This window comes from Cohnella mopanensis, from assembly GCF_022352055.1.
GTDB classification, from domain to species: domain Bacteria; phylum Bacillota; class Bacilli; order Paenibacillales; family Paenibacillaceae; genus Cohnella; species Cohnella mopanensis.
Window position 1 is genome coordinate 283727 of the sequence record NZ_JAKRWM010000008.1, and the last position, 13274, is coordinate 297000.

Consider the following 13274-nt stretch of genomic DNA (forward strand, 5'->3'; position numbering starts at 1 on the left):
TGTGTTCACGACGTCGATTAACCTTAGATAGCTCCTATCTTAGGATGATCGATGTGTCCGGCTGATTCCGCTTCCCTGCTACTGCCTATATCATCTTCTAATCCTCATCTTACTTCTGCCGGACCGAGGGACGAATGCCCCGAAGCGTGAATGTGGTGTTATACGAAGGATCATACTTCCTGAAATTGCCCTCTAGTAATCAACATCTTCAATAATCCAATTACTATTTGGATTCTTCTTTAAAACAATATGTACAGATATAGTGTCTTTGTTTCCCTTTAATTTAATAGTTAGTTCAGAATTTCCATAGCCATTTTCATATTGGATACCCCCCATGGGAAAATAGCCAAATGTAATATCATTACCCACAATCTCTTTTATTTCAGGGCTTAACTTAATATAGTTAGTAGCAACCTTATAGGAATCACTTTGTTTAATAATTTGTATTATCCCCATAATCAATATGCATATAAAAACGAGAATCACTGAAGTAATAGAAATGATCACTCCAATAATGCCCTTATTATTATTTACCAAATAGACATCTGTGTGAACTAAACGATCGCCAATTTTCCTTTTTTGTTTACTTACCAGAATTAGCAACAGTTCTACTGGCCATAAAAAAGTAAAAATGTTCCTGAGAATTAATTTACTTATCTTAGGTATATTAAAATTGTCATCTCTGACAGCAAGCCCAAACATTCTTTTACCTAAACTTCTTCCATTAATGATATCTTTGCAACAATATAAAATAAATGCAGCTACCATACACATAATCATTCTAATAAACGTCGATGAGAAATCGAAGTTATCAAAATTCATAAATAAGAAAGCCACTATAACTATAAGAAAAGAAAAAATAATATGATCAATGAAAAATGCACCTAATCTTCTGAAAATAAATGGCTTTTGCAATTGCTCCAATGAAATCCATCCTTTGTTTGTTCTTCATGATCTTTCGCATAACTTTCTTGTATTCACGACGTCCCACCACCCTAAAGGAACGAAGTGACTGACCGCGATGCGGTTGGGTGGTGCGGATATGTCCGGCTGATTCCACTACTCTGCTGCTGCCAATTGCGTCTCAGAACCCACATTCGATGTTTTATTACATTTTATTTAATACAATTTCTTTTGAGTTTTTCTGTTAATAATCCCTCTAGTCACATAAAATGAAAGTCCCACTGATAACAAAAGTGTTAAAAGGCTCTTTAAATAAACATCCGAAATGATTGATGAAATTACCGCGTTTACAATCGCTTGAATAATAATTAATAAAACAATAAAAACTGCTATAGAATAGAGAATCTTCTTGATATTCAACATACTAATTATTCCTCCTCAAAATATCTCTCAAACTGATTAGATTTTAAATAATCCATTTCGCTTAAAGTTCTTCACGACGTCGATCTTCCCTAGAAAGCTCCTATCTTAGGAAGATCGATGTGTCCGGCTGATCCTACTTCCCTGTATCTGAGATCATTTCAATAGCAATCCACTTTAAGCTTCTGCCGGACCGAGGGGCGAATGCCCCGAAGCGTGAATACTTCGAAATTCATTCCGATTCTTCCAACGCCTATATTAAGAAGTAATTCATGTATCCCGTCTTTCCCGTCTTCCCTTCTCTTCAGGTTCCTGAGTGTATTAATCGAATCGCTCTTTAGATTCTTCACTTCACTTATTCCATACTAATCTTTAATTTCCTTTCATTTCCTTTAGGGACAGTGACATGTTTCTACAAAAAAAGCCGCATCTTATGCGACTCCAATCATTTATATAACGTTGTCGTATTCGCGACGTCCATTCCCCTTAGATAGCTCCTATCTTAGGGGAATGGATGTATCTGCCTGAATCCACTTCCTCGAAATCTCCCCTGGCAGATCAAGGGCCGAATGGCCCGCAGCGCGAATATTGTGTTATATAATGCTGCTGTCTTCCTCGAATCTGCTCTCTATTTCACTCATTGCCCTTATATCCGTCTTCAATCATCTTTAATCTATCAATTAAATAATTTGATTCTACAATAGGCTTTTCAAGACCAAATTCATTGTCATTAAGTATTACTGAGTCAGAAAAAGTTATAGTCTTCATTTCTTTACCCGATGGCGTTTTTTTAATTTCCACTAAATATGTGAGGTTCTTTAAGCTTAAATCTGAATTACTTCTAGTAGGATCAAACATACTATATACTTCGTTTCCCTTAATATTTAACTTATTATCACTTGATAGAGACCAATCAAAAGTTTCAACTTGAATAATATCCCAATTCAAAAACTCTAGCCAACCACTTCCATTTTCAGTGAAAATTATTCTTTCATCACTTTGTGCTCCTGGTCCATACATAACATCAACGGACCATATTCCAATTAATTCTGAGCTAGACACTATTCACTCTACTCCCTATTTTTTTCTTTGCTTTGCAGCAGTTTCATAAAACGTTCTTATATTCACGACGTCCCACCACCTTAAGCCCCAACGAGGGCGGCCGCGATGCGGTTAGGTGGTGCCAATGTGTCCGGCTGCATTCACTTTCCTGCTACTCCAATTACCTCTTCGATCTCTCATCTAAATCCGACCGGGCCGAGGGGCATCGCCCCGATGCGTGAATATGGTGTTAGGCGACGTCGTTTGAATCTACCCACAAATCTCTTAGTTCTTCATCTGTCCAGTTATAAAGTTCTATAAGCTTTAAATAAGGATCTCCTTCAAGTTTTAATATCTTTGCAAAAGCTGGTTCTGTTTTCAATCCTTTCGATTTCAACTGTATAATTTGTTCATTGAATTTCTTTCCATACATGGTCAACATTCTATCTTCAATTATCATATGTAAATATCCATTTTGTTCTGTCGTTGGTTTGTTTTGACCAAAAATTTCTATTGGCCAGTTTTCGATCATAAAGTTGATTTTAATTCTTTCGATCCCTTCTACTTCTCTTCTTGTAATTAAAAAGCCATGATGATCCCTAAAATGTTCATTGCAAAGTCTTTCGAATTCATCAAAATCCTTTACTTCACAAATAATATCCAGGTCACTTGTTTCAATATTAATACCTATTGGAATGGTTCCAACCAATATGGGATTATGATTTTGAATAATTTGTAGAACCATATTTTTAGATAAAATATGGTAGATCTCAGTTTGTGTTTTATTGCCCCATTGAAGATATTCTATATTTTCCCATTTGTTTTTTATGTTGCCCCCCCCCCAACCGAGGGTCGAATGACCCAAAGCGTGATGCCGCTGTCTTCTTGAATAAGCTATTAAATTATTCTTATTCTTCTCGGATTGTACCTTCCTTTAGATCAACTAGATAATAATTGAATACTGATAAAGGATAATAGCTTGGACAGACACGAACTTCATATTCTCCTGATTCAACAAAACCAAAAGGTATTAGTATTACATTATAAGATTCTCCCTCAATTGAATAATCATCTGTTTCTTTGTTATATGTGGCTTTAATACTTCTAGCAACTATCTCCATTGCTTTATTACTTAATTCTTCCTCATCATCAGTTGTTCCTGATGTTTCATTTGTATTTATTGTTTCGATTGTTCTAACTGAAAAATCTTCTTTAGATTGAGATTGGGATTCTGAATCATTACAACCAATTAAGCAAAGAACAAATATCATGAGAATCATTGGTTTGATAAGCTTAGCATTTAGTAGAGTATTCAAATTAGTACTCATGAATCTCATCCTTTACAGCGGTTTCATATAACGTTCTTGTTTCACGACGCCCACCACCTTAAGTCCCGAAGGGACGGCCGCAATGCGGTTAGGTGGTGTAGGTGTGTCCGGCTGATTACGCTAATGAAAAACCTCATCGAATCCACATTAGGCTTCGGCCGGACCGAGGGGTGAATACCCCAAAGCGTGAATATTGTGTTAGCTGTGAATTCATATGCATAATCAAGCATTTACTAGTTAGACCATACCAATCGTTTTTTAGAATTTATGTCTTCGTTTTCATTTCATGGGAACGAACCATTAGATAAATCAATATCCCTAAAATAGGAAAACAAAAAACCATGAAGGTAAGTAATGAAGAACGCGTTCCGACTTTTCTTCTTTTAGTACAATCATTAACAACCCAAACAACAAGATTTATATGTCCAACAAATAAAGCAATTGAAATAATCAAACCCAAAATTATTAAGAATGTAAACCATCCTGGAACAATACTACTAGGAGCTAACATACTTATCACTACTCCATTGAAGATATAATTTCTTAGAAACGAATTTAAGGTTTTATTTATGCATTCGGAGATTTCAGCTAACGTTTTTGTATTCACGACGTCCCACCGACTAAAGGTCACCAAGTGACCGGGTTCGATGCGCTTAGTCGGTTCGAACGTGTCCGGCTGAATCTGCTTCTCCGCTGCTGAAATGCCTCTTCGAACCACATCTTACTCCTGCCGGACCGAGGGCTGAATGGCCTGAAGCGTGAATATGGTGTTATACGACGTCGACATCTCCTTAGACTCCGCTAAAAATCCCTCTTCGTTAATTTGTTGTATGCATCAAAAGCTGAAATAAAATAATAAAAAATCCAATGATAGTAAATTTCCTTATCATAACCAACCAATTGATCAAGCTTGTTATGGCGAATCCCAAAACGATTCAATAGTTGAAAAATGTCCGACTCTTCTTTAGGAATACTCTTCTCTAGTTGCTTTCTTATATATTCAAATGCAGCAGCGATTTCAATTAATGCTGCCCTCTTATCTTCAATTGTTGATCCATACTTTAAGAATCTCTTCTTTGCAGAAGCAATGTTATTGTCCACATTTAATGAATCCCCAGTAGTGGAGTGTTCATCAATTAAATTGGATAAATCTCTTACTATTAGCTCTCGAATGTATCCATCAATAGAAAGTTCCCATCCTTCATTGTATATGCGTAAAATATTATTAATCTGAGTTCGATATTGACTCCGTGCTTCACGCTTTCTCCATTCATTATTTTTACCTTCAGGGACTTCGTAAATTGGATATATAATATATTCATGTAACAATTCAATAACATCAAATAATTCATATTCCTTATATGAAATATAATTGTCAATCAAAGTTGGTTGTTCAATCTTTCTTCCGATAGTACGCAATGTAAATGCTTCAAAATCATCATTAATGAATCCTGTATGCCAGTTCCCGTATTTGTCTTCGAAACCATAAAATTCTCTTAAATAGTTCTTATGATAAAATTCTTTGTGAATTGAAATAAATGTTTGAATTAAATCTCTTAAACTTATCTTTGCTTGAGGTATTCCAACTCGTGTAGAAAAGTAGTCCTTATTCATAAAAAAGCCTCCTAATATGTCGATGTCTTATAACGTTCTTGTGTTCACGGCGGCCCACCGACTTATGGTGACGAAGTCGCCCGGCGCGATGCGCTTAGTCGGTGCGGATGTGTCCGGCTGAATCTACTTCTTTGCTGCTGAAAATCCCTCTTAGAATCCACTTCTAACTTCTGTCCGGACCGAGGTAGCTTGTCTGCCGAAGCGTGAATATTGTGTTAACTGATGTCTCCGACTTCTTGATATTCTATCGAATCGCTTTTTTATGCCTTAACATTTACTCGTAAATAAGATCTACGATCTTATATTCGAGCTATAATTCGCCCTTATATGTCTTCAAATTGTTCTTATATACGTTCTTCAATCACGTTCTTAAATGGTATTATAACCCAGTCTTTCTAATTATGCTCTTCAATTCTCCTTAATTATTATTTCAGTTACCAACAAAAAAAGCAGCGACGCCAAGAGGATCGCAATTCCTCGAATTTGCACGCGACTACTTAATCTATTGAGTTTGTATGATACTTCCAATGATCTTCAGCACTCGGAGATTTCAGTTAACGTTCTTGTATTCACGACGCTCCACCGACTTATGGCTCCGTCAGGAGCCGGCCGCAATGCGTGCGGATGTGTCCGCTGATTCAGCTTCCTTGCCAAATACTCCTGGCGGACCGAGGGGCAAATGCCCCGATTCGTGAATATGGTGTTAAACGAAGTTATTTCTTCTTTGAAATAACATAAAAATAATTTCTAATCTCTCTATTTAAATACTTTCCCTTTGGTGAGTATCTATCTTCTAGACTAAAATTCAATGTGTAATTTGTATTCTTAAGTTTTGATTTAAAATAAGATGTAATGTCTTCAGGGTATTTTAAAGGGTTCTTTCTCTGTAGATCATAATTGATATCATCTTGGTATTTAATTATTCCGTCGTGCAAATCAGTAACTTTATTCATAACATGTGTGAAACAAACTATAATGATACTTTCTACTCCATGCATTTCTGCAAAGATCTCATCAATCCTTTTCATATCAGTTTGAATTGCATCCCATACTTTTTTCTGTCGTACATCATGACAGTACCAGTTCTTTAACTCTATTATTTGTAAGGGCCTAGCATCTTTGCCTGATACACGTTCGAGGACTCCAATATCATGTCTGATATTTGATTTCTGTCTTTCACTTTTATGTAAAAATTCCCTTGCTATTATTAGGTTAATATGTCTTTTCTGTAGTTGAATAGCCAACTTATCACGAATATATGATTCGCTTTTACTAGTAGCAAAAATATATGCGAACTCATCAAAAGTAGCTGTGCTATTCTGTTTTGCTTGGTCAATGATTTCTGATATTGAATTTAATAATTCAGTTACCGGTATTCTATTTTGCATTTTAAGTCCGCCTCTAATTAGTTTCGTCTATCGTACTTTTGTTCACGACGTCGAACTCCCTTAGATAGCTCCTATCTAAAGGAGTTCGATGTTCCTGCTGAATCTGCTTCACTGCTGAAAACTCCTCATCGGATCCACTTCTAACTTCTGTCCGGACCGAGGTAGCTTGTCCGCCGAAGCGAAGTATGGTGTTATATGACATACCTGACTACTTGGATAAACTTAAAAATTGTCCTTAAATTTAGTTTTCTTGACTACTACTCTGTTTTTTCTTCCTTCATTAAAAGGGTTCCTCATTACGCTTTTCTCTAAACGAATTCAAAATGGTTGCTAGTCACAGCCTTGAAATGTAAATACGATTTTAACTTAATTCCATATTAATGAATTGATTTCCTTTCTCTTCCTAACCGATTTTTGTCATTGAAATACAAAAAAAGTCGCTTTATAGGCGACACAAAAAAGTATTTGTGCTTCATTTTCTATTACGTTTTCTATTAAACCGGTATAGCCAGGAAAATAACAAAAGAACTATTCCTATATTTAACAACTGAATGATTACAGTAGACTAACTAAAGGTCATTCTTGTTATCTCCTTTTATTGATATTTATGCACTTCAGGTAAGTAGTATAACGTTCTTGTATTCACGACGTCCCACCACTCTAAAGGAACGATGTGACTGGCCGCGATGCGGTTGGGTGGTGCGGATGTATCCAGCTGATCCCGCTTCCTTGTATCTGAACTCGCTCCAGTCGATTCCTCTTCAACTACGGTCCGGATCGAGGGCCGAATGGCCCGATATATGAATCACCTCGCTTCTACGATCCACTGCCAATCACAATTCTTTAGTCATATGTATGTCCAACGGTTCCTTATCAAAAAATTCTTGATCAATTTCCTTTATTATTTGGCTGACTTGGCTTTTATAAAAAGAAACTACCGACCTTGTTTCGGTCGAAGAAATATAAAGATATTTGGCCCCACGCCTTCAGGCTTCATCCCCTATTTGTGACAGAATGTGTGTTGCGATAACTTCTCTCGATACATACATTAAGTCAACTTGGAGTCTATCATGATCAATTCCGCGAAACTGATGAGCCATAACTCCAAACACGACCAATTTGCTACCTGAAAAAGCTCCAATAGCTAATCGACCGTGTCGTATTTCAAATATAAATCTACTCTTGATCTCTTCTAATATTTCTGCAGACCAATTGGGACATCCATGTTTAAGTTCTTATAGTTGATCCTGCTTCATCAGGTCGATATGTTCCGATCGATCAATCTCACATATTATCTACATGCTCCTTACGCATGAAACGATAAGTAATCATAAGATCTCTCCTGATAAACTATTGAGGAATGTAACATAACGTTCTTGTGTTATTAACGTCATCCGATGCCTCTTAGTTCCTGATTGGCTTTCAAACACACTCTGAGATTCTATAAGTAATGATCATCAAATGTATTCTTCATGGTAATTGATTTTTTAATTAAATAAACAATCAGCCTATAATTCGAGAATAAATAAGCTGATTGTTTATTAGTAGTATTTATACACTAACGTGTTCTGGAATTAATATTTGCATTCTATTGAATATTGCCACAAAATTCTTAATAGTTTCCTCGCTTAAGATCAGATCATTACTTTGTATCCGTTCAAAGAAACTTCTGGATATAATAACTTTTCCTTTATGACTTGCAAGATTTGAATTATTTTGATTTTGGTCAATTGAATCATTTTCAAGTAATATGTGCTGTAAAAAATCTTCTTTCGAAAATAAATCTTCTATTGCTATTTTAGAGTCAGATACAAATATGTATTCTTTTCCTTCTTCGAACCCTAATTTATCTTTTAATTTTCTAGCAACCCCCTTTCCTTGACTGTCATTATCAAGCAAACACAGAATGGGGACTCCCCAACCTACTAATATTGATGAAATATTTGGAACTTGATCAACTCCAACTGCAGGGATGAATGTTACTTTCGATGAGGGAATCTTTAAATAATTCCGCATAGCCATGAGATAATAATAATCAGATATGCCTTCAGTCACAATATTTAGTTCAGTACTAATTGCGATCCCTTTAGAAAGATCGTATCCAATTGCAGTTATTATTGGTGTTAATGTGTCTTTATCAGCAATTTTATGAAACTTAGATTCAACCCTAGTTTCAGTATTTTCTTTAATTACTAACCTAACTCGGTCTAGCCTATTAGTATCAATTAAGTAAGGACTGTGAGTAGTAAATAATATTTGATTTTTTTCTGATATCGCTTCCAATACTCTAAGCATATCTTCTTGTGCTTTTGCATGTAAATATAAACCTGGTTCATCAATTAGGATTATATTCTCATCAGATAACTTTTCGGCCATCAATGTAATATAAAAGGAAAGAAACCATTGAAATCCTTGACTTCTTTGCTCCGGTTTAAAAGGATCATCTCTATCGCCATCGTAGAGGAAAAAACTTAACTCCGAACCATCGATATCAATAGTTAATTTTACTTCATTTTGTTTATAAAAATTTGTGAAGTCACCAGTTATTTTGGCAGAAGCCTTATTTACAAGCTGTTTTCGTTTTTGTTTTGATGTTTCAGAAAAAATAGACTCAATTTTTATATCAACTATATTAAAGAATCTTTTTACAATTGTGCTATTAACTGCGATTGTTTCCTCAACCTTATCCGGCAATAGATCAGTAAAGGAATTAAATAGTATCATTTTGGGTAACTTGATTAAACCTATCATTTCCTCTTGTTTAGGTATTTTTTGAAATAGCTTATAGTTATCATAATCACTCAATAGTTCTATTATTTTTGAATTGTTTTTATATTGTGGTTCTTTCTCTATCTCGGATTGTAATATTTTGTTTATTTCTAAAATAGCATTTTTATTTGATACAACTCGATTTAGATTATTTATTAATTCTTGTGTTAATGTTGAATCATTATTTAAATCTTTAACTTTATTTTCGAATTGTTTTGCCCAATATTTTAACTCTCCTACTCTGCTTGGCTCAATAATGTCTGACCAATTACCAGATACTTGTTTAATTCCATTTTTATTTTTCGTAACAATTAGCTCAAAAAATTTTTCTTTTGGAGAATGGTCAAATGGATAATCAAGTTCAAAGTTTAGATGACTTGCGTATATTTGTTGAATTTCATTCAACAATATAGAGTAGCATACTATAATTTGCGGCTCGTTTTTCTGGATATTATTTGGATAGTCAATATCTTCATCAAAACTTTCTTTGTCAAAAGCATCAAGTGCTTTTAGTATATTACTTTTTCCGGATTCATTTTTCCCAGCAAAGATAGTTATATCTTCATTCATATAACATTTTCCGCTATCTGTAATTGATCTGAAGTTTAATATTTGAAACCACTTTATTTTCATTGTGACATCCCCCTAGAGAACCATTGATAAGGTCTATACTACCATAAATGACATTTTTCGATAATTACTTTTATGTTCTAATCCTATTAGAATATTAAATGATTTTATTCTCGGAGGTTTCGGATAACGTTCTTGTGTTCACGACGTCCAACTCCCTTAAACACGAAGGGCGGCCGCGATGCGGTTAGGGAGTTGGATGTTTCCGGCTGATTCTGCTTCGCTGCTACTGCTAATGTCATCTTCGAATCCTCATCTTACTTCTGCCGGACCGAGGGGCGAATGCCCCGAAGCGTGAATACGGTGTTAGGCGATGCTACCATCTTTCTCGAAATACTTCGAATCATTCGTTTGTGTCATTCTTATTTGCTTCTTCCCATGTAATAAATCCTTCTTCCCAATGATCTTTATTTATCTCATATTTCTCGATGTGGAAACAATCTAAATGGTATTTATTAAATCCAGGAAGTTTAATATATTTATCTATTGCTTTTTGAGCAAGATCCCTTGATGAGTAAACTCCAATTAGTTTTGTTTCGTCAAAATCACCAATCTCATAGCTGTGCTCCAATATATAAATATGATTCATACAAATTAGGCTCCTTGTTATGGATGTCTTTATGAATGTCTTTATTGACCTTGGCATTTTCGCCTAACGCTCTTGTATTCACGACGTCCTACCACCTTAAAGTCACGAAGCGACTGGCCGCGATGCGGTTAGGTGGTGCGGATGTGTCCGGCTGATCCTGCTTCCCTGCTGCTGCCAATTACTTCTCAAACCCACATCTAGCCTCAGTCGGACCAAGGGCCGAATGCCCCGAAGCGTGAATGTGGTGTTATACGACGTGACTTTCTACCATGAATTAGCCCACAAGAAAGCCCCATCCAAAACACCATTCTTAGTCTTCGTTGTAAAAGTTAAATTGTACTTCTCGAATTTATATTCATAACTCCAACTTTCTGACAATAAAAAGCTATCTAAATTATCATCTGGAGACGTCAGAAGACTTTCGGTTCCAAATATTGATCTTGCATCTTCCATACTATTAAAACCTAATTTGATACCAAACAGTTCTTCACCTTGAGGTAAACCTATCCCAATAATTTGTCCATGCAATATTTTATTGGAATCATCATAATCATAATCAGCATTAGTGAAATATATTATATTGCCGTATGCAAAATATAACCCGCCTTCAAGATAATCAGAATTTTCAGGTTTGCCCTTTTGTTCTATTAATTCATCAGTTGATTCACCTATTCTCACACTTGAACTGTTAATTTTTCCTTCGTTGATTAAATTAAGAAAGTCAATTTTGTGAGAATCTTTTTGAACATCAATTTGATTGTTTATTAGTCTATTGTTGGAGCAAGACGTCAGTAATAATACAAGTATAAGAAAAAGGAATGTTTGAATTTGCTTAATGATTTTTGCCTCCCTTAAAGTCATGTCGAGACGAAGTCGAAAACCGCGATGCGGTTAGGTGGTGCGGATGTTGTGTCAGGCTGATTCTGCTTCCCTACCACTGAATTCCCTTCAACCGATTCCATTTCAGTTCCGGTCCGGACCGAGGAGCGAAAGCCCCGATGCGTGAACACATTGTTAGACGAAGTTCCATTACTTAGAAAAATTAACTTCCATTTTATAAAATCCCTTATCATCCTCGTTATGTCTATCTATATAATAAATGTAGTTATTGTCAAAGCTCCAAACCGAATAACGAGCTGAAAAAGCCTTTAATTTTATACGTTTATCACTTTGTTTTTTCCAATTAACCTTAACTGCATAAAAATCTTGTTTAGCAGCCATAGCTAACAGATTAAATATTGAAAAACTAGACTTAGAGCCAACATAAAGAAATTCATCTGACGAAATCCACCTTATATTTCCTGCTGCGGTTTCTTCAAGCTGTAAATCAGTTGAATATATGTCCTTCCATTGGTTCTTATTGGTATCATAAATTCGGAAAATAATATCCTTATCTATTGCATTTGAATATGAATAAATAAAATCCCCATTGAAGCCCCAATTAATCGTTTCTTTGGGTCTGCTTTTAAATTCACTAACTGTACTGGATTGTAAATTCCACAAATATTCATTTTGTTTACCATCGCCAGGGTAGTCATCATATTTCTCAAGAATTGCTTTTTTGTCATTAGGTGACCAGGAATAATATGTTCTTCCACTAATCGGAGTGGGAAGTTCTACTTCTTTGTCCAGATCTATAAGTAAAGTTTTCTTATTTGATGTTGCTACCAAGTATCTTTCAGTACTTGAAAAATTAACAATATAATTTTCATTTTTGAAGCTGTAAATGAGTTTATTATTTATTAGATTATAAACCTCAATATTCCCATCATTATTATTAACAACTTTGAACCGCGTATTGTTCGCATGTTTTGCTATATTTAGCTTCTCATCATTAGTATCGAATAAAAATCTTGTGATTTCATTATTTTGGTACCCAGTTATAAATACATACCTATCTTGTTTATACCTTTGCTCCATAACCCATGAAGACAAAGTATTTGAGTTAACTTCTATACCAAGATCATCAATTTGAACGGGATTATTAAGATAACTAACTGTAACCTGTTCTCTTTCAGGATTGTGTCCTTTATTATTAATAACTAAGAAAACTACACCACTTAGTAAAATAATTAGAAGTATAAAAAAGTATTTTAGCAAGTTTTCACCTCCAAAATGTATTTGGATTTTCGTCTAACGTTCGTGAGTTCACGACGTCGATTACCTGCTCTGTTAATGTCATCTTCGAATCCTCATCTTACTTCTGCCGGTCCGAGGGGCGAATGCCCCGAAGCGTGAACACGGTGTTTGCTGTTCCTGCCTTCTTCGAAATTCATACCTATTCTTTCAACGCCTATTCTTCACTTCACTTATTCCATACTAATCTTTAATTTCCTTTCATTTCCTTACGAGTTAGTGACACAATTCTACAAAAAAAGCCGCATCTTATGCGACTTCAATCGTCTATATGTTCTCTTCTTTACTTAGTATTCACGACGTCCCACCACCTAAAGGTCACGGAGTGACCGGCCGCGATGCGGTTAGGTGGTGTGGATGTGTCCGGCTGATTCCTCTTCCCTGTATCTGAATTCACTCCAGTCGAACTACTTCAGCTCCGGTCCGGCCGAGGGGCGAATGCCCCGATTTGTGAAT

Annotated in this window: 10 protein-coding genes; all 10 read right to left on the minus strand. The window is 35.5% G+C overall.

What is annotated here, in order from left to right:
- Nucleotides 1-192 precede the first annotated feature (192 nt).
- The 10 genes from L3D05_RS14355 to L3D05_RS14400 all read right to left on the minus strand — a co-directional run bounded on the left by L3D05_RS14355 (nt 193) and on the right by L3D05_RS14400 (nt 12782).
- Entirely contained in the window at nt 193-924 is a 732-nt protein-coding gene (locus tag L3D05_RS14355) for an RDD family protein (protein WP_239616837.1), read from the minus strand.
- A 1032-nt stretch (nt 925-1956) separates the two neighbouring features.
- The gene (locus L3D05_RS14360; protein WP_239616839.1) at nt 1957-2385 is read right to left on the minus strand and encodes a hypothetical protein; all 429 of its coding nucleotides are present in this window, start codon (nt 2383-2385) and stop codon (nt 1957-1959) included.
- A gap of 229 nt (nt 2386-2614) precedes the next feature.
- On the minus strand, nt 2615-3229 hold the full coding sequence (locus L3D05_RS14365; protein WP_239616841.1) for a DUF4269 domain-containing protein: 615 nt from the start codon (nt 3227-3229) through the stop codon (nt 2615-2617).
- Between the two features lie 43 nt (nt 3230-3272).
- Nucleotides 3273-3692, minus strand: a complete 420-nt coding sequence (locus L3D05_RS14370; protein ID WP_239616842.1) for a hypothetical protein — start codon at nt 3690-3692, stop codon at nt 3273-3275.
- 801 nt (nt 3693-4493) lie between these two features.
- A complete protein-coding gene (locus tag L3D05_RS14375) occupies nt 4494-5306 on the minus strand; it encodes a hypothetical protein (RefSeq protein WP_239616843.1) in 813 nt (270 codons plus the stop codon).
- A gap of 713 nt (nt 5307-6019) precedes the next feature.
- Nucleotides 6020-6694, minus strand: coding sequence for a hypothetical protein (locus tag L3D05_RS14380; RefSeq protein WP_239616845.1), 675 nt, complete (start codon nt 6692-6694; stop codon nt 6020-6022).
- Nucleotides 6695-8245: 1551 nt separating this feature from the next.
- Nucleotides 8246-10096, minus strand: a complete 1851-nt coding sequence (locus tag L3D05_RS14385; RefSeq protein ID WP_239616846.1) for an AAA family ATPase — start codon at nt 10094-10096, stop codon at nt 8246-8248.
- A gap of 340 nt (nt 10097-10436) precedes the next feature.
- Nucleotides 10437-10682 carry a DUF7336 domain-containing protein gene (locus L3D05_RS14390; RefSeq protein ID WP_239616848.1) on the minus strand — a complete coding sequence of 82 codons (246 nt, stop codon included), beginning with the start codon at nt 10680-10682 and terminating at the stop codon, nt 10437-10439.
- A gap of 264 nt (nt 10683-10946) precedes the next feature.
- Nucleotides 10947-11543, minus strand: coding sequence for a hypothetical protein (locus L3D05_RS14395; RefSeq protein WP_239616849.1), 597 nt, complete (start codon nt 11541-11543; stop codon nt 10947-10949).
- 168 nt (nt 11544-11711) lie between these two features.
- Nucleotides 11712-12782, minus strand: coding sequence for a hypothetical protein (locus tag L3D05_RS14400; RefSeq protein WP_239616851.1), 1071 nt, complete (start codon nt 12780-12782; stop codon nt 11712-11714).
- Nucleotides 12783-13274 lie beyond the last annotated feature (492 nt).

Bases quoted from the DNA above. Each gene is read 5' to 3' on its own strand.
- L3D05_RS14390 (WP_239616848.1), bottom strand. From the start codon at position 10,682: ATGAATCATATTTATATATTGGAGCACAGCTATGAGATTGGTGATTTT.
- L3D05_RS14385 (WP_239616846.1), bottom strand. From the start codon at position 10,096: ATGAAAATAAAGTGGTTTCAAATATTAAACTTCAGATCAATTACAGAT.
- L3D05_RS14380 (WP_239616845.1), bottom strand. From the start codon at position 6,694: ATGCAAAATAGAATACCGGTAACTGAATTATTAAATTCAATATCAGAA.
- L3D05_RS14375 (WP_239616843.1), bottom strand. From the start codon at position 5,306: ATGAATAAGGACTACTTTTCTACACGAGTTGGAATACCTCAAGCAAAG.
- L3D05_RS14395 (WP_239616849.1), bottom strand. From the start codon at position 11,543: ATGACTTTAAGGGAGGCAAAAATCATTAAGCAAATTCAAACATTCCTT.
- L3D05_RS14370 (WP_239616842.1), bottom strand. From the start codon at position 3,692: ATGAGTACTAATTTGAATACTCTACTAAATGCTAAGCTTATCAAACCA.